Genomic DNA, 16,323 nt, shown 5'->3' with positions numbered 1-16,323 from the left:
ACTTTTAGGTATTATCATAACCTACTCACTCTTAATTAAGTCATGCTAGATTACAATAAATTTTTTATTTTGATAAAATGAGGGATTTATGGCAACATCCGTGTTAATATTACCAGGCTATCAAGGATCAGGCGAAAACGCACTGGCAAACCTATTGGGAAAAAAAATCATACCGATTTTTAAAACGTATCGAGCAAAACGATTGGGATCATCCTGTCTGTAATGAATGGGCTAAAAACATCGAAATCGCCGTTAAAAATGCAGGTAAAGATGTTATCATTGTTTCACACAGTATTGGGTGTTTAGTCGTTGCACACTGGGCATCAATGGCACATCATTCACCCATAAAAGGAGCATTGATCGTAGCGCCACCTGACCCAAAAGAACCGACTTTCCCGACCATTGCAGAAGGCTTTGAACATACACCGCTTCAACCCTTTCTATTTCCAAGTATTATTGTTGCAAGTAGCAATGACCCTTATGCAAGCTTGGCGTATTCAAAACACATTGCAGATGCATGGGGAAGTTCTTTGGTCAATGTAGGTGAAAAAGGGCATATCAACACCGCCAGTAACCTTGGACTTTGGGAAGAAGGTTTGACATTTTTAGAACAATTACGTCGTACCGAATAAGCCTCAAAAGAGGCTTATTTCATTAACAACCGCAACCTTGACCGCCGGCATTAACCATCTCAATTTTATCTTCACTATTAGGCACTAAACACAAAAATTCATAATCTTCATCACCAATCACTTGGTACGAATGTGCCACGCCTGCGGGGATAAACAAAATATCATCTTTGACCGCGATAAAACTCTCATCGCCCAAGCGAACGCGCGCCTTGCCTTTTAAAACATACTGCTCATGTTCAACCGTATTGGTATGAAAAGGCATATGTCCATCTTTTTTAATGACAAATTTGCGCATTGCAAAGTTTGTTTCAACACTTGGCGCAATCAGCATTTGCATACTCGCACCCTCACCTGCTTGAAGTGGCGTGCTTGGAATTTCATTTAAAGAGCGTTTCATCTAAAATCCTTTACATGTAAAATATAGAGAGCTCTTACCAAGCTCTTTTCATGCCTTTTGAGCAAAGCCCAAAAAGCTACGCTAAGCCGCTGTGGCACTGAAGATTGCCTCCTTCGAGGCAGAAAAACTTCTTACCAACGTGTAATCCGTTTGTTATTTTAGCTCAAATTTGAGCTCTTCGAGTCGTGCAATGCGATCTTCGGTGGAAGGGTGCGTTGAAAAGAGTGACGCAAACGAAATATCTTTGCCTGAAAAAGGGTTGATGATAAACATATGCGCACTCTCAGGTGTGGCGTCATGCACCATGCCTTGGCGGTTGTAGTTGGAAAGTTTGGCCAGTGCGCTTTGCAACCATTCAGGATGCGCTGTTAAACGAGCTGAACCTTCATCTGCCATGTATTCGCGGTTACGGCTGATTGCCATCTGAATCACTGCCGCTGCAAGCGGTAAGATGATGGCAAGGGCGATCATCACAATAGGATTGGGACGATTTTCTCTATCTCCTCCGAACATTGCACCAAACTGCATCATATTGGCAATGACCCCAATCGCACCCGCAATCGTTGCCGCAATCGTTCCCACTAAAATATCATAATGTCGCACATGACTCAGCTCATGCGCCAAAACAGCTTCAACTTCCTCATCGTCCAAAAGTTGTAAAAGTCCCTCGGTCACTGCGACAGCCGCGTGAGAAGGATTGCGCCCTGTGGCAAAGGCATTGGGAATGGAATCGGGGATGATGTAAATTTGAGGCAACGGCAGAGTAGCTTTTTGACTTAAACGCTCAACGATGTTATACAACCCACCCGCTTCTTGGCGCGTAACAGGCAGCGCATTGTAATGACGAAGCACCAAAGTGTCGGAGTAAAAATAGCTCACAAAGTTCATGACGCCCGCGAGTACCAATGCGATCATCATCCCTTGCGTTCCGCCCATCATACCACCAACCCACACAAACAACAGTGTCATTAAGATCAATAAGACAACGGTTTTTACTACTTCCATTCATCGTCTCCTTTAAAAATTGATAGCTCTATTTTATCTCACTTTGGTAAATATTTTTTACATGTAACGTGTTGTGCTATAATGCCGCCATCAACTTTAAGGACGCGCATCACGTGAGACTGCCTCTGGGCTTTGGCAAAAAGGGTTACTTTACACTCGCTTCAATTCAAGCTTCGACGATCGCATACACAACTAAGCGCCAACACGCACGCCTATTGCATACCACACGCCTCTTTGCCGATACCTGCTCATCTGAAGAGGTGGAAGACGATCCACCGCCACTTGACACTACCCTTCTCGGATTTGTCTCATCCTATCGTCCCAGACTTTGCAAATGCAGCAGGCTTTTTGCCAAGCGCGCACACTCTGCCATTAAGCGTGCCAAAAAAAGACGCAAATGCAACTGCCACTCCCGTTATTTTAGCTTCCGCCGAACCGGTGTTCATCCTCCACTCTTTTCATCTTTTATACGTCAAACAAGCAAAGCTCGTTCGACTACGTTAGCCACTATGGCACCCAAGCTTGCCAACGTTGTTGGCAGAATCTATTTAAAAATTATGAAGATGAAAAAGGACTTAAAACTATGTCACAAACCTACGTTACAGGGTTTCCTCGCATTGGGGAAAAACGTGAACTCAAATTTGCCCTAGAAGAATATTGGGCAGGAAAAACTGATTTTGAAGCGCTCAAAGCGGTTGCAAAAACGCTTCGAAATCGCCATTGGAACTACCAAAAAGAGCGTCATATCGACTTTATTTCGTGCAATGATTTTAGTTTGTATGACATCATGCTCGATACCACCGTTATGCTCGGAGCCATTCCTCCACGCTTTGAAAACATTGACGATAAAACAGATCGCTACTTCGCCATGGCACGAGGTGACGATGACCATGCCGCAATGGAGATGACCAAATGGTTTAATACCAACTACCACTACATCGTCCCAGAACTTCATGCGAATATGAACTTCTCCCATGTGAACATTTCTAAAATCGCGGAAGAGTTTATAGAAGCCAAAGCGCAAGGAGTTCATCCAAAAATAAACCTTGTAGGACCACTTACCTTTATTTTCCTTTCCAACGCTGTCGATGGAAGCGATCTTTTCAACCTTTTTGATGCTGTGGTGACAGCCTATGCTAAAGTGCTTTATGCCATTTCAAGTTTAGGCGAAAACATCGTCGTACAGTTTGATGAGCCTCTGTTTGCCAAAACCTTAGAGCCAAAATTTCTCAGTCTTTTAAAGATTGCGTATGAGCGTTTAGGCGTAGTAAGTCCCAATCTAAAAATCGCTGTTGTCACCTATTTTGATCGTGCCAATGAAGCGGTGGAAATCTTGGGAAATTGCCCTATTTGGGGAATCGGACTTGATTTTGTGTATGGAGAAGAGAACCTTGATGCCCTTTTACATGTAAACGGCAAAATGCTCATCGCTGGTGTCATTGATGGGCGAAATGTGTGGAAAAATAATGTTTCAAAAACATACAACTTACTCGAAAAAATCAGCGAAAAAATCGATGCTCAGCAAATCATCATTTCAACGTCATGCTCGCTTTTACATGTACCTTTTTCAACGCAGTTTGAAGAAAAATTAGCCCCCGAAGTCAAAAGTCGCCTCAGCTTTGCCCTTGAAAAACTAGTAGAATTGGAGCAAATCAACACACTTTGGGAGAAACAAGAAAAACCTGAAGCGAGTGCTTGCACTCAAAAAGCACCGTCGGTTAAAAGCAGTGCCATTGCCTACACCAGATCATCTTATACTACCCGTTTTGCCTTACAACAAAAAGCGCTGAATTTGCCACTTTTCCCCACCACCACCATCGGCTCATTTCCGCAAACCAAAGAGACCAGAGCGGTGCGCAATGCCTTTAAAAAAGGTGAGATTACGCGAGAAGCTTACGAAGCCTCTTTAAAAGAGTCCATCAAAAAATGCGTTGAGCTTCAAGAAGCGTTAGGGCTTGATGTACTGGTGCATGGCGAGTTTGAGCGCAACGACATGGTCGAATACTTTGGTGAACTCTTAGAGGGCTTTGCCTTTAGTGAAAATGGTTGGGTTCAAAGCTATGGCAGTCGTTGTGTCAAACCACCTCTTCTTTATGGTAGTGTGAGCCGTAAACAACCCCTCAGCGTTGATTGGAGCGTTTATGCGCAAAGCTTGACCGACAAGCCGATGAAAGGCATGCTCACAGGGCCTGTAACCATTCTCAACTGGTCATTTGTACGCAATGACATTCCTAAAAGCGAAGTGGCTTTTGAAGTCGCGCGTGCTATTGCCGAAGAGGTCGATGAGCTTCAACGTCACGACATCAAGATCATTCAAGTGGATGAAGCGGCGTTCAAAGAAGGTTATCCTTTAAGGGAAGAGAAGATCAAAGCCTATGAAAAATGGGCGGTAGAGAGTTTCAAAGCTTCGATTGGGATCGCATGGGATCAAACACAGATTCACACGCACATGTGTTACAGCAACTTTAACGACATCATCGACACGATAGAGCGTATGGATGCCGATGTCATCACCATCGAAACTTCACGCAGTGGCAATAAACTGCTCAAAGTCTTTCAAAAAGCAAATTACAAAGCGCAAATTGGACCAGGTGTTTATGACATTCATTCGCCTCGCGTTCCAAGTGTGGAGGAGATGAGCGAGCAGATCAAAGCGTTCTTGCATGTGCTTCCTAAAGAGCAACTCTGGATTAACCCTGATTGCGGGCTAAAAACCAGAGGTTGGAGTGAGACAAAAGCGGCTTTAGCCAACATGATTAAAGCCGTGCATTTAGCGCGTTAAAGCTTAACACGAGAGGGTTTTCTCCTCTCGTGGCAAACGTTTTCTTCTTACATTTCAAACCAATGTTTTGTGTTGTTCGCAATGCGTACCAATGCCAACATGACAGGCACTTCCACAAGCACGCCCACCACCGTTGCTAGCGTCGCACCTGATTGTAAGCCAAAGAGCGTGATGGCAACAGCCACGGCCAATTCAAAAAAGTTACTCGCCCCGATCATCCCAGCAGGTGCAGCAATGTTATGAGGAAGCTTCCACAGACGTGCCCAACCATATGAGATGTAAAAAATAAAAAAAGTTTGAATAGTAAGAGGAATTGCAATGAGGAGTACATGTAAAGGATTGTTAAGAATGATATCGCCTTGAAAGGTAAAAATAATAATAAGTGTCAACAAAAGCCCTAAAATAGTAGTGTTGTCAAATTTTTTAATAAACACATTTTCAAAGTAACTAAGCCCTTTGTGCTTGATGATGTATCGTCTTGAGAGATACCCACTCAATAAGGGTATAACTACAAACAAAACAACCGATAAGAACAGAGTGTCATAAGGGACAATGACATTGCTCACACCGAGTAAAAAAGCCACAATGGGCGTAAATGCAATCAGTAAAATCAGGTCATTGACCGCCACTTGTATCAAAGTATAAGCAGCATCGCCTTTGGTAAGATGACTCCATACAAACACCATCGCCGTACAAGGTGCTGCCCCTAGTAAGATCGCACCGGCTAAGTATTCATTCGCGAGATTTTCAGGCAAAAAGTTTACAAACAGAACTTTAAAAAAGAAAGCTGCGATAAGATACATCGTAAAAGGTTTAATCAACCAATTGACCGTACACGTAATACACAACCCTTTAGGTTTTTTACCGGCATCCAAAATACTTGCAAAGTCAATTTTGAGCATCATCGGGTAAATCATCAGCCAAATGAGAATGGCTATAGGAACAGAGACATGCGCATATTCAAAACGGCTCAAGGTTTTTGGAACAACGGGGAAAAACTGACCGATAGCCACACCTGCTACAATACACAAAGCCACCCATACAGTAAGATAACGCTCAAAAAAGCCCATACCCGATGTGGGTTTTGTCGATTCATTTTGCATCATAACATCCTTTACATATCAACATATGTTGATTTTAGTTACTTATAATTGACCAACTAAATGAGTTAATTTAACCCTATAAAACCAGTATACTTATTGCAAAATTACTTTGTCTCAAATATATTATCGCTCTATTTTACATCAAGTTCGCAACATGAAAATAGCATAACCCAAATTTATTTACTTCGTTCTCATGTGAAAGCAATAAGTGTGTAAATAAAGCATTTGTGTAAGGGTCTCATATAGAGTAACTCTGAATTGGAGAACCAAACTTTTAACTTTTGGCATATGTAAGACACCTCAATAGCTTTACATATAAAGCAAAAAACGTCCCTACACCTTCTCAATATTTCGAAGTTTTATATACATCATTGCCGTCATCATAGCATCATTGAGCGCGTCGTGTTTCCCGAAGATGGGCAAGCCTAGGTCGTTCATCATGACATCAAAACGTAGGTCTATCACGCCATCGGGGATGAATTTGATCTTTTTGTCGTGGTAGAGTCCTGAGACTTCGATTTGGGGGTTGGGGAGGTTGATTCCAAGCCACGGTTTGACGTAGGTGTTCATCATTTTGATGTCAAACTCAAGGTAGTAGCCGACCAGTGGGCGCGAACCGATGAAGTGTAAAAACTGCACAATTGCCTTGTGGGGGTCGATGCCATTTTCCAAATCGACATTACGGATTTGATGAATCTTAATGCTTTTTTCGTTGATCTCCCGACTGGGTTTAATGAAGAGCTCAAACTTTTCGGACATCAAGATTTTATTGCCTCTGATCTTCACCGCACCGATGGAGAGGATCTCATCTTTTTTGGGACTGAGCCCTGTTGTTTCGGTGTCAAATACCACGACTTCATCAACGGGCGCTTCCTCAAATAAAAAACGGTACTGTTCATCTTTAAGATTTTGGGCATTGCGTTTCGCAAAAAAAGAGGCGAACATACTAGCTCACCATGGAAAGTTTAAAATGGTACGTCAAAAATTTCTTAAATTTATTGACGATTTTGAAGCTGTCTTTGAGAAGCTCTAGCTCCAATTGGTTGAGATTTTCGATGTTCACGAAGTTATCCAGCCCCTTGTCTTCACCCAAGCTCAAACGCTCTTTTAAACGCAAATTCAAAAGAGTATCAAACGCTTCGATGAGTGCGCCTGCAAAATCATTGTCTATAACGTCCATCTTTGCAAGCTTCTTTATGCGAGTAAGCGTGTCGGTCACTTCGATCTTATGCTCCAATGCGAGAGCGCGCACACCTTGAACGATGGGGAAAATGCCCCCTTTTTTGACATCAATTTTATGATTTTGAGCGATCAGATTGGTAAACATACCAATGGGCGTTTCAAATGCCGTTGCCGCTTTTGCAAAATTGGCTAAAAAAGGACTCTGCTCTTCAACATGTTCAAAGATTTCATTTTTAAGTTTATGTAACATCGACGCATCGCCTGCCACAGGAATTGCATCGAAAAAGATCGCAAGATTCATCACATCTTCCATGCTTGGCGTATCAAACCAACGCATGATCTCTTTTTGGTAAGCACTCCAATGTTTACACCAATACGGATTGGAAACCATAATGTTACCCTCGCAACGAGGGAAACCAAAATCGATGAGTGTTTCAGTAAAACGCCGCATGTAGGGAATATAAAGGCTTTCATTGACATTATCGTCAATGATCAACGCATTGTCTTGGTCAGTTTTAAGAAGCTGCTCCTTGCGCCCTTCACTGCCCATCACCACCAAACACGCTTTTTGGGCAAGCTCAGGTGGAACGATCATGCCATAGAGTTTTTCATAAATCTTCTCGTTAATCTCCGAAATCAGCTTGGCAATATAATCAACCTTGGTTCCTTTGACATGTAACTTTTTCACGATGCTCATCAGATCAAAACTGGCTTGTTTGAGCTCTTCGACGGTAGTCGCTTTTCGGATTTGAACAGCAACGAGATAGGTGTGATTGGCAAAATAACTGAGCAGATCCAATTGTTCCAAAATGCCGATAATCTCACCATCGCGCGTGACGATAAGACGTTTGATAGAGTGTTTCGTAAACGAAAGAAGTGCGTTAAAAAGGTAGTCATCCGCTTCGATGGTGATAATGGGGTGAAGCGCAATAGGACCAATGGCGGCATGTTTATCATACTCCTCAAAAAGTACATGACGGCGCACAATGCTGTCAGTCACAATACCATACTCATATCCCTCGCCATTGCGAACGATGATACAACTGCTTTTTGTTGCCTCCATTTGATGAAGTGCCTCGATGATAGAGCACTCTTTTTCCACAATCGTTGGCACATGCAAATAGCTGTCTTGCACGCGTGCCATCATAAACCCTGAAAGTTCCGTGGTGTACTCTTTGGCTTTGGCGGATTGAATTTTGTTAGCAAGGTCTTGGATGAAGTAGGCTTTAAAGGCTGCGTTGGAATCAAGTAAAGCGAGAAAATCGGCTTTTTTTAGCTCATAGCAGATAAGCTCTTCTAAAACTTTAAAACTGCTCTCACTTTTGTTATAAATGAGGGCATCCGCATCAAATGAGTTAGATTTACTGTACACTTTGAGCAATTCTTCTTCATGAAACTCCCCTACTTCGCCTTTGATAATAATGTATAAAAATTCAGCTGGTTTTGAAGGAGAAAGCAGCAATGTCTCTTTTTTATAGTAAGCGATATTCATCGCACCAATGGCTTTAGCAATCTCGGTTTTGGAAAGCAGTTGAAACGGATGAATAGAGCGCAAAAACGCCTCAAGATCGTACATACTTGTAAGATTCTCCTCGTCAACCATCTTTAATCCTTTTTTTTAAAATTTCATTAAATGTTATGGTAACGACACGATATACACGTTTAACCCTCTGTACATGCTAAGGTCTTAGAGCCTGCGCCATGAGATAAGGGTTTTCGTGTACTAACTTTTAATAATAATCTAGTGACAAGATCACGTTTACAAGTATAAAGAAGTACACATTATACAAAAAAAAAGGATTTACCATGCGTAAAGTTTTTGTTGGTGTTGATGTTGCTAAAGACAAGTTGGATATTTCCATTACTCTTGATGGTTTAAAATACGACCCTATCCAAATTCTTAATAATGAGAGCTCTATTCTAGGATTTTTTGACTACTTAAAAACGACTTATAAAAAAAGTGAGCTTTTCTTTGGTTACGAAGCAACAAGTAATTACATGCACGTATTGCAAAAGCTTCTCACTGTTCATGACTTCAAACAAATAATGATTAATCCTTACATGATGAGTCACTATCTTAAACACTTAAATTCACGCAAAAAAAGTGATCTTGCTGATAGTTTGGGTATTGCTAAGTATATTCAAACATTAGATCAAGATGAATTTAAAACAATTTTCAATCAATCTGATAAAACGCTTCGCAAATATACATCATCAATTAATCTGCTTCGTAAACTTGATACACAACTTTTAAATTTTGTTCATTCTCAAAAAGAAAATCCTATTGATTTATTAGACTCTTTTTTGTGTGCTTTAGAACTTAAGATTAAAGAGACAAAAAAAGGTTTGGAGAAAGAAGCTGAGAAAGTTTTGAAAGAACTTTTCCCACATGTCATTGAGCTAAAAAAAGAGATTAAAGGCGTTGGTTATGCTCTCCTTTTAGAGCTTGTTCCTATTTTTTTAAAATCTCAAAATTACACTCTTAAACAACTCCAAAGTTTTGTGGGGCTTTCTCCTAAAATATTTGAAAGTGGTACGTCAGTTCATAAAAAAGAATCTATGAGTAAGCGTGGTAGTTCCCTAGTTAGAAAGCTTCTCTATCTTTGCACTATGTCCGCTATCCAATATAACGAAATTATTAAAGAAAAATATACACGTCTTGTTGATGGTGGTAAAAATAAAATGGTCGCTTTAGTGGCGTGTATGTCACATTTGTTTCGTGCTGTTTATGTCAAATTTCATCAAGGATTAATTAATGCCTAAAATCGTCTTTAACAATATTCCAAAAAAAGGTCAACCTTTTCCTTTTGAGGTTTACGATAATGAAATAGATTTGAGTGCTTTAAAACTTTCTTTTCGAATTTATCATGATGATTATGAGCGTTCCGCTTCTCTTGGCATTGATGTGAAAGGCTCTCATGTTCATATTGCAGATATTAAACTCTATCACTCTGATAAGCTTTTTAATTTTGAGGACACTTTTGAGAGTGCTGAAATTCTATTAATGGAGATTGTAAAGCGTTTTAATTCTTTTGTTCCAAAGGGGCAACAATGTTTAGAGTTCTCGTGAATGGTCTTTTAATCGGTCAAAGGCGTGCTTTTGGTGATGCTCGTAACCTTGCCAAAAGTGCAAAACGTAATTATACAAATAATCCCATCGTTACGATTGAAGATCGTATTGGTTGGGTCGTTGAGATTGTTAAATGAAATTTGAAGTTTCACAAACGGATTTTATGCTTTTAACTTCCGTTTTAAATTTAATTAAAAGGGGTGGTTATGGGTGCTCTATAACTAGAGAGGACATTATTAGAGAGAGTGGCGTTTCGAGGTCGGCTTTTATTAGCCGTATGCAAAATATACATTTAAAAGAAAAACAATTAAAGGAAAGAATCGCATGAAACTTACATCACAAACAGTAGACGGTAAAGAAATTCCAGTCATTATCCATGAGCCAGTTAACAACGGTGAGGTTGCCAATAACGTTGGTATTGCTGACATGTCCCCAAAAGTTGGTGACGGTTCAATGACTATGGAAGAGTTCCACAGAATGATGGCGCTTTATAATGAGAAAGTAAACGCAAATAAAGTTACTCTCTCCGCTCAAATTTCACAACGTGAAGTCCAAAACGGTAAACAAAGAACGGATAAAACAACGGGTGCGCCTATTCTTGACGCTTCGGGTGACCCTACTTTTTACCCTAACCGCTACAAAATCACTCTTATTTTTAAAGGCGGTACGCTCGTTCAAAATGTATCAGAAACAATGTTTAACGAATTAGAGCTAAATAGCACTTACATGTTCAAAGGCTCACTAGGTTTTGTTAAAGACTTCGGACAAGATGTGCTTTCACCTATTTGGCAATCATGGGAAAAAGTAAGTTAGTTTAAGAGGGTTAACGCCCTCTTTTCGTTTCTTGAATTTCTATTCGTAGAGCTTCAAAAAGCGAAAAAAAACTTTGCCTCCACAATGGTTTATCAAGGGGGGCTTAGTGCGACAAATTTCAAAAAGGTTTTAAATGCAGAATATGGTTAAACTTTGGCAAAACATCGACACACTCAAATATCACCTTTATCCATCTCAACTTCTTAGCGGTGATGATATTCGAGGCTATAATTTTTTACTCGATAGTCTTTTGTCTACTAAAATGCAAGCTCAGAGCCAAAAAAACGAGAATAAAAGCTTTAGTCAATATCAGCATTCATTCGGCGGGGCGTTCTTCCAAATTATGCCCGCTACGGTGCGAGGATTTAGTGTATCTATTAAAAACGCTGACGTAACTATACACCTTAAAAAAATGCTTACCACTATTGACCCTAACCCATTTTGTAAAGTTGAATTTCGTGCTTCGTTCCTCCAAAGAAATGGTTATATTAAAGCTGTTCAAAACATAAACAAGTTTTTAAGAGATCATATCATCTCACACTACACAATCAAGATCAGCGAAATACATTTACAATGTGATGTTCAAGGCTATAACTTTACGATTTTAGATTTTCACCGTACAAAAACACGTACACGCAATAATCGTTACTATGATGATGAGATAGGCTGTGATAGTTTTTATTATAGTGGCCGTTCCTTTCAAGGTTTTATGAAAGGTGGCGGTGATTACCTCATGCGTGTTTACAATAAAACTAAAGAGATAAAGAAGTTTCCTAATAAGTCTTTTATTGAGGGTTTATGGCGCACAAATAAAGATTATGACGAAACAAAAGAAGTTTTTAGAATAGAGTTTCAGATCAGGCGTGAGAAGCTTAAAAATATGGTTATTGATGGTCAGGTTTTGGACGGTTTTGAGATCATACTCAATAACTTAAACAATCTTTGGGCGCGTTGTTTAGATGATTTTAGTCTCAGAGATTTAAGCGATCAAGACACTACTGAGATAATGCTAGGTTTTAAAACGCTTAAAAATGGAGATCAAAAAATACTTACTTTTGACGCTGTAAGACAACGATTTTTAAGGAGTGAAGTGCATCCACTTTGGAAAGTAATTGAAACTTTTAACGGCCATTTTAAAACTGATACTATCGAGACTTTCGTTAAACCTTTTACTACAGATTTTATCTATGTTCATAATGCGTTTAAAGCTTTCCTTTCCACGTCTCTTTCACATTATGGTGATCTTCGCCCCTGCACTATTGAAGATGCTATGAACAAGATCAAAGAGTACACCGAAAAGAAACACGATAGCACTGTTTTAGAGGACGTTTACAGCAAACGTTTAGATCGTTTCAATCGTCTTGAGGTCAAAGATTTGGACGATGAAAAAATGCAACAAAATAAACATTACTTTGTGAATCGTGTGTTTGATACCATTGATCAAACTTATAACGCTTTACATGATGAGGGTGTGGGCGTTCATGATTGGTTTATTAAAGATTTTTCAAAATTTATAAGTTGAGGATTTAAAAAATGGTTAATTGGTGGCAAATAAAACACTTTAAAAAAGAAGAGTTTACATGTAAGTGTGGTTGTGGTCTTAATAATATCAATGATGATCTTGTTATTTTGTTGGATACTGCTCGTCAATCGGCAAATGTTTCTTTTAAAATTAATTGTGGTTGTCGTTGTGAAAAACATAATAAAGAAGTGGGAGGTGTTGAGGATAGTGCACATACAAAAGGTTTGGCTGTGGATATTTCCACTCTTAGCGATAGCGTTCGATTTAACATTGTTTCGGCTCTGTTAAAAGTAGGTTTTAAACGTGTTTTGCTTTACGATACGTTTATTCACGTTGATATGGATTTGACTAAACCAAATCCTATTTTAAAAATTATGAAATAAGGAAAAAAAAATGAATTTACAAAATTTACAAAAATATGATTGGTCTAGTGTTTTAAAAGGTGTTGGTCAAGTTGCTACGGTTTTTAATCCCGCTATTGGTGGCGGTCTTATTGTTGCCTCTCAGGTAGTGGAAACACTTAATCAAGATACTACACTTCAAAATAATGAAGTTTTAAAAAATGACGTTATTGGTCTTACTCGTTGTTCTGAAATTCTTGCAGATTATCTGCAAAAAAAAGAGCTTAAACAAGAAGTGAATGACGATAATTTAAAACTCGTTTTTGTTTCTATTCAATCCCTTGATGTGCTGTTTGATAAAACAGTCGCTATTATGAAGTAAGGAGAGTTTATGAGTTACGATAATGCTGTTGCTAGATTACACGTTCCTGCAAATGATTATTCTGTTACTTTAATTGATGGTAATACTGTCGATTTGGTTACTGGTGAATTGTATTTACTCATTACTGTTGAGGAAGTTCCTAGCTATACTCTTCTTAATGCTTATTGTGTTCCTCTTGTTGTTTATGGTTCATACAATCAAACTCATACTGTTTTAGATAGCACATTTCGTTTATATTTGGATGCAACTCAAAATTATTTTGTTTTTGTTGCAGGTTCTCAGTTGTCTGGCTGTTGTTTTAGTATAGAAACTGAGGCTTTTAAAAAATTTCCATCGTATGTTCCAGATGATGTTGGTTCTTCTGATAACGGTGTTGGTTCTTCTGAGGGTGTTTTTTCTGTTCCTGATCTTGACGGTAATTTTGGTGCTTATCCTAATGGTTCGGTTGTAACTGTTTCGGCTCGTCAAGGTGAATATACTATTGAGGCTTCTCAGCAATTATGGTCTTATCCCGCTGTTGATCTTCAGGGTAGTTCTGTTATTTATAAGCTTTCTCAAAATGGTAAAATTCTTTTAGCTCCTCATTTCTTGCTTACGTTAAAGGATTCATAATGGGTGGTTGGTCTGGTGTAGGTGGTTCGGTTAAGCCTGTTGTTGATACTCAGCCGTCTACTCCTTCTACTATTCCTAGCGTTGAAGTTCCTTCGGGTTCTTCTACGCCCGTAAATAATTCAAATTTTAAACCTATTTCGCTCCCCTCTAGTAAGCAATATGCTATGACTTCTCTTGAAAGTGCTTTGGCTATGGCAAAGGTTCCTGCTAAATATCAACTTGCTATTCAGCTTTTCGGTCAGGCTTCTGAGTTATTGCTCTCTTATCTTTCTACTGCTCCTGAGGAGGAAAAAGAAGAGATTAAAAAGAAACAACAAGAAGTCGAAAATCTTAAGTATACTTTGGAAAATAAGATTAAGTTGCAGGAAGATTTAGACCGTCAAAAAGAAGCTGTTACGCCTCCTGTTGTAGGTGAGACTTTGCCTGCTGTTCTAAAACAAAATACAAAAAGCTTAGTTGAATCTGTTGGTACATTAACCTCTACTTTTGGCTCGAAGTTCGATGTTTTTAATGATTACATGTATGGGTTATTAAAATACATGGATATTGCTACGGGTTTTATGGATAAAACGTACACGCTTACTAAAGAGCTTGCAGATAATGCAAAGAAAAAAGAAGAGGATAACACTATGCAGGTCGGTGATTCTAAAATGAGTCCTGCTGAAGTTGAGGCTAGAAAGAATCTTCAAATGTTAAAAGCGTATGAGTTTAAGAATACACCAGTTTCTAATCAGGTTTTAGAGTCTGATAGTGTTGTTGGTTTTACACCTCTTGAAATTGAAGCTAGTCATAGATCATTTGAGGTTGAGGCTAAGGTTTACGCTAAAACGCCAACTCAGGTCAAAGATATTGACGAGAATGTTCTTTTTGATATGTCTCCTCGTGAGGCTAGTTTGGTTAAAAATGCAGTTACAGCTATTAATCAAACAGATGAAAAAAATCTTGAATTAGATGATTATGATATAGACTTATTTTCGCCTATTGATATATCCTCTATTTTTGGTTATGATAGTAGTGTTGATATTATGTCTGAATTTATTACTAGAATGGGGGGTAGGCCAACATGATAAAAGGACAATTTTCATCTAATAAAGAAAAAAAAGAATTAAAAGAAAAATTTATTTATTATTTTTTTTATGTTTTTAATTGTTATTTTTTCTTATATTGGTATTAGGTATTATTTTTATACTCCTCCTCACGCTTCTTCTGATATTATGATTGAACAATATCATATGATGGGTGGTAAAGAAGATATCAACCAATTTTCAAAAGATAAATCTTTTAAGTAAATAGCCTTTTTTTAGGCTGTTTACTATTCTTAAATTATCATTAATCTTTTTTTAACATTCGTCTCTCTCGTTCTTTTCTCTCCCCTCTATTGACATTTTAAAAATACTTTTAACATTCTCGAAAAAACGAGGTGTTAAATGTCGGGAACTGTTCAACAAGTTGGGAAAAATTCTGCTGAGGAATTTTTTGAAACAATCATTATGATGGTTGGATACGATGAGTCTAAAAAGATTATTCAAGCATTTACTAAAGATATTGATAATCCGATAATTAAAGAAGCTATTGAAAGCTCTATGAATGTTCTTGTATTTGGTGTTATCATGTATGCTGTTCGTGCTCAGGAAGCTCTTATTGCAAAGATTTTTGAAAAAGTTGAAATTTTAATTCCTCTTCTTTTGCTTAATCCTATAAAAAAAGGTTTGGCAAAATATAGAAATTTAAAAGGTGTTAAACTTTTTCGTAAAATGGGCTTTTTTCAAAGTTCAAATCAAGAGAATTTAATCACTGGTCAGATAATCGTTAATCATCAGGGTTTTAAAGCTAGTGCTCAAACGACTTCACAATTTAATCATAATTCATCTTCTTTTGATACTTTATCTGCTGTGACTGATACCAAAAACTCCCTCTATAACCGTGAAAATCTCCACATGGGTTTAGGAAACAATATGGCATCACGTTACAATGAGACATTAATGTTCAAACTTTTCACAAAATCATTTACGCCTCAAGATGAAATGCTTATGAAGAAAATATTAGGTCGTGATACTGCTTCAGCTCTTGACGTCAATGATCTTAATAAAGCAGCCGACTTTATGTACACAAAAGACTCTAACGGTAAATTAACTGGATTAAGTGAAGAGTTCATGAATTTAATTAATGCTCTTGCATATGTTCATAATAAGTAAGGATATGTAATGTCTTTACAAAAATTTAATATTCAAGATTATGAGTTTTTATATTCATCTGATAATGCTGATCGTTTAATTGGTATTGATGTTTTTAATAGTATGTTTCTTCCTGATTCTTATTTTTTTTATGAAGGAATGAAAATTTATCAGAGGAGCAGTGATACTAAAATTGCTTTGTTTAGTGGTTTTTTTGGTGATTATCCTTATGTTTATTTTTCTTATTTTCCTATTCAATCTTCTTACTTTTTATTCTTCTGTCTTTGGTGATGTTTATATTGAACATG

Annotated in this window: 19 protein-coding genes; 13 read left to right on the top strand and 6 right to left on the bottom strand. The window is 38.3% G+C overall.

The window, feature by feature from the left end:
• The first annotated feature begins 119 nt into the window (after positions 1-119).
• Positions 120-632 (top strand): RBBP9/YdeN family alpha/beta hydrolase, encoded by a 513-nt coding sequence (locus Sdiek1_RS05725; protein WP_238099280.1) that lies wholly within the window; start codon positions 120-122, stop codon positions 630-632.
• 22 nt (positions 633-654) lie between these two features.
• Here the strand turns inward: Sdiek1_RS05725 and Sdiek1_RS05720 are convergent, their stop codons facing one another.
• From Sdiek1_RS05720 to Sdiek1_RS14845, 3 genes are all read right to left on the bottom strand, one after another.
• A complete protein-coding gene (locus Sdiek1_RS05720) occupies positions 655-1,029 on the bottom strand; it encodes a cupin domain-containing protein (RefSeq protein WP_087438307.1) in 375 nt (124 codons plus the stop codon).
• Positions 1,030-1,182: 153 nt separating this feature from the next.
• Positions 1,183-2,034 carry a zinc metalloprotease HtpX gene (gene htpX / locus Sdiek1_RS05715; RefSeq protein WP_087438306.1) on the bottom strand — a complete coding sequence of 284 codons (852 nt, stop codon included), beginning with the start codon at positions 2,032-2,034 and terminating at the stop codon, positions 1,183-1,185.
• A 308-nt stretch (positions 2,035-2,342) separates the two neighbouring features.
• Positions 2,343-2,480, bottom strand: a complete 138-nt coding sequence (locus Sdiek1_RS14845; RefSeq protein ID WP_161492000.1) for a hypothetical protein — start codon at positions 2,478-2,480, stop codon at positions 2,343-2,345.
• A 137-nt stretch (positions 2,481-2,617) separates the two neighbouring features.
• Here Sdiek1_RS14845 and metE point away from each other — a divergent pair, with 137 nt between their 5' ends.
• A complete protein-coding gene (metE, locus tag Sdiek1_RS05705) occupies positions 2,618-4,816 on the top strand; it encodes a 5-methyltetrahydropteroyltriglutamate--homocysteine S-methyltransferase (protein ID WP_087438305.1) in 2,199 nt (732 codons plus the stop codon).
• Between the two features lie 47 nt (positions 4,817-4,863).
• Here metE and arsB read toward each other — a convergent pair whose 3' ends face one another.
• The 3 genes from arsB to Sdiek1_RS05690 form a co-directional block, all read right to left on the bottom strand.
• A complete protein-coding gene (gene arsB / locus Sdiek1_RS05700) occupies positions 4,864-5,919 on the bottom strand; it encodes an ACR3 family arsenite efflux transporter (RefSeq protein ID WP_087438304.1) in 1,056 nt (351 codons plus the stop codon).
• A 333-nt stretch (positions 5,920-6,252) separates the two neighbouring features.
• Entirely contained in the window at positions 6,253-6,864 is a 612-nt protein-coding gene (locus Sdiek1_RS05695) for a 3'-5' exonuclease (protein WP_087438303.1), read from the bottom strand.
• 1 nt (position 6,865) lies between these two features.
• Positions 6,866-8,704 carry a putative nucleotidyltransferase substrate binding domain-containing protein gene (locus Sdiek1_RS05690; RefSeq protein WP_087438302.1) on the bottom strand — a complete coding sequence of 613 codons (1,839 nt, stop codon included), beginning with the start codon at positions 8,702-8,704 and terminating at the stop codon, positions 6,866-6,868.
• Between the two features lie 203 nt (positions 8,705-8,907).
• On the opposite strand from Sdiek1_RS05690, the gene Sdiek1_RS05685 reads away from it, so the two are divergent.
• The 11 genes from Sdiek1_RS05685 to Sdiek1_RS05635 all read left to right on the top strand — a co-directional run bounded on the left by Sdiek1_RS05685 (position 8,908) and on the right by Sdiek1_RS05635 (position 16,306).
• Complete coding sequence (locus Sdiek1_RS05685) at positions 8,908-9,864, top strand: transposase (RefSeq protein ID WP_087438301.1); 957 nt, start codon at positions 8,908-8,910, stop codon at positions 9,862-9,864.
• Positions 9,857-10,171 (top strand): hypothetical protein, encoded by a 315-nt coding sequence (locus tag Sdiek1_RS05680; RefSeq protein WP_087438300.1) that lies wholly within the window; start codon positions 9,857-9,859, stop codon positions 10,169-10,171. Before Sdiek1_RS05685 ends, Sdiek1_RS05680 begins: the two co-directional genes overlap by 8 nt.
• Positions 10,153-10,308, top strand: a complete 156-nt coding sequence (locus Sdiek1_RS14840; protein ID WP_161491999.1) for a hypothetical protein — start codon at positions 10,153-10,155, stop codon at positions 10,306-10,308. Before Sdiek1_RS05680 ends, Sdiek1_RS14840 begins: the two co-directional genes overlap by 19 nt.
• A gap of 187 nt (positions 10,309-10,495) precedes the next feature.
• Entirely contained in the window at positions 10,496-10,984 is a 489-nt protein-coding gene (locus tag Sdiek1_RS05670) for a hypothetical protein (RefSeq protein WP_087438298.1), read from the top strand.
• A gap of 133 nt (positions 10,985-11,117) precedes the next feature.
• Positions 11,118-12,506: a hypothetical protein gene (locus Sdiek1_RS05665; protein ID WP_087438297.1), complete on the top strand. Its 1,389-nt coding sequence runs from the start codon at positions 11,118-11,120 to the stop codon at positions 12,504-12,506.
• 11 nt (positions 12,507-12,517) lie between these two features.
• Positions 12,518-12,889 carry a D-Ala-D-Ala carboxypeptidase family metallohydrolase gene (locus Sdiek1_RS05660; RefSeq protein WP_087438296.1) on the top strand — a complete coding sequence of 124 codons (372 nt, stop codon included), beginning with the start codon at positions 12,518-12,520 and terminating at the stop codon, positions 12,887-12,889.
• Positions 12,890-12,899: 10 nt separating this feature from the next.
• Positions 12,900-13,229 carry a hypothetical protein gene (locus Sdiek1_RS05655; protein WP_087438295.1) on the top strand — a complete coding sequence of 110 codons (330 nt, stop codon included), beginning with the start codon at positions 12,900-12,902 and terminating at the stop codon, positions 13,227-13,229.
• A gap of 9 nt (positions 13,230-13,238) precedes the next feature.
• Positions 13,239-13,841 carry a hypothetical protein gene (locus Sdiek1_RS05650; RefSeq protein WP_087438294.1) on the top strand — a complete coding sequence of 201 codons (603 nt, stop codon included), beginning with the start codon at positions 13,239-13,241 and terminating at the stop codon, positions 13,839-13,841.
• A complete protein-coding gene (locus Sdiek1_RS05645) occupies positions 13,841-14,908 on the top strand; it encodes a hypothetical protein (protein ID WP_087438293.1) in 1,068 nt (355 codons plus the stop codon). The genes Sdiek1_RS05650 and Sdiek1_RS05645 overlap by 1 nt, the downstream gene beginning before the upstream one ends.
• 360 nt (positions 14,909-15,268) lie before the next feature.
• Complete coding sequence (locus Sdiek1_RS05640) at positions 15,269-16,036, top strand: hypothetical protein (protein ID WP_087438292.1); 768 nt, start codon at positions 15,269-15,271, stop codon at positions 16,034-16,036.
• A 9-nt stretch (positions 16,037-16,045) separates the two neighbouring features.
• Positions 16,046-16,306, top strand: a complete 261-nt coding sequence (locus Sdiek1_RS05635; protein ID WP_087438291.1) for a hypothetical protein — start codon at positions 16,046-16,048, stop codon at positions 16,304-16,306.
• Positions 16,307-16,323 lie beyond the last annotated feature (17 nt).

Origin of the sequence: Sulfurospirillum diekertiae (genome assembly GCF_002162315.1) — a bacterium.
Taxonomy (GTDB): Bacteria; Campylobacterota; Campylobacteria; order Campylobacterales; family Sulfurospirillaceae; genus Sulfurospirillum.
The sequence above is the reverse complement of the archived record's forward strand: the minus strand, read 5'-3'. Positions and strand labels throughout refer to the sequence as shown.

What these genes read in the sequence shown, in the direction of transcription:
- metE (WP_087438305.1), top strand. Translation starts at nt 2,618, where the DNA reads ATGTCACAAACCTACGTTACAGGGTTTCCTCGCATTGGGGAAAAACGT.
- Sdiek1_RS05645 (WP_087438293.1), top strand. Translation starts at nt 13,841, where the DNA reads ATGGGTGGTTGGTCTGGTGTAGGTGGTTCGGTTAAGCCTGTTGTTGAT.
- Sdiek1_RS05655 (WP_087438295.1), top strand. Translation starts at nt 12,900, where the DNA reads ATGAATTTACAAAATTTACAAAAATATGATTGGTCTAGTGTTTTAAAA.
- htpX (WP_087438306.1), bottom strand. Translation starts at nt 2,034, where the DNA reads ATGGAAGTAGTAAAAACCGTTGTCTTATTGATCTTAATGACACTGTTG.
- Sdiek1_RS05670 (WP_087438298.1), top strand. Translation starts at nt 10,496, where the DNA reads ATGAAACTTACATCACAAACAGTAGACGGTAAAGAAATTCCAGTCATT.
- Sdiek1_RS05635 (WP_087438291.1), top strand. Translation starts at nt 16,046, where the DNA reads ATGTCTTTACAAAAATTTAATATTCAAGATTATGAGTTTTTATATTCA.
- Sdiek1_RS05680 (WP_087438300.1), top strand. Translation starts at nt 9,857, where the DNA reads ATGCCTAAAATCGTCTTTAACAATATTCCAAAAAAAGGTCAACCTTTT.
- Sdiek1_RS05665 (WP_087438297.1), top strand. Translation starts at nt 11,118, where the DNA reads ATGCAGAATATGGTTAAACTTTGGCAAAACATCGACACACTCAAATAT.
- Sdiek1_RS05690 (WP_087438302.1), bottom strand. Translation starts at nt 8,704, where the DNA reads ATGGTTGACGAGGAGAATCTTACAAGTATGTACGATCTTGAGGCGTTT.
- Sdiek1_RS05720 (WP_087438307.1), bottom strand. Translation starts at nt 1,029, where the DNA reads ATGAAACGCTCTTTAAATGAAATTCCAAGCACGCCACTTCAAGCAGGT.
- Sdiek1_RS05640 (WP_087438292.1), top strand. Translation starts at nt 15,269, where the DNA reads ATGTCGGGAACTGTTCAACAAGTTGGGAAAAATTCTGCTGAGGAATTT.
- arsB (WP_087438304.1), bottom strand. Translation starts at nt 5,919, where the DNA reads ATGCAAAATGAATCGACAAAACCCACATCGGGTATGGGCTTTTTTGAG.
- Sdiek1_RS14840 (WP_161491999.1), top strand. Translation starts at nt 10,153, where the DNA reads ATGTTTAGAGTTCTCGTGAATGGTCTTTTAATCGGTCAAAGGCGTGCT.
- Sdiek1_RS05660 (WP_087438296.1), top strand. Translation starts at nt 12,518, where the DNA reads ATGGTTAATTGGTGGCAAATAAAACACTTTAAAAAAGAAGAGTTTACA.
- Sdiek1_RS14845 (WP_161492000.1), bottom strand. Translation starts at nt 2,480, where the DNA reads ATGAACACCGGTTCGGCGGAAGCTAAAATAACGGGAGTGGCAGTTGCA.
- Sdiek1_RS05650 (WP_087438294.1), top strand. Translation starts at nt 13,239, where the DNA reads ATGAGTTACGATAATGCTGTTGCTAGATTACACGTTCCTGCAAATGAT.
- Sdiek1_RS05695 (WP_087438303.1), bottom strand. Translation starts at nt 6,864, where the DNA reads ATGTTCGCCTCTTTTTTTGCGAAACGCAATGCCCAAAATCTTAAAGAT.
- Sdiek1_RS05685 (WP_087438301.1), top strand. Translation starts at nt 8,908, where the DNA reads ATGCGTAAAGTTTTTGTTGGTGTTGATGTTGCTAAAGACAAGTTGGAT.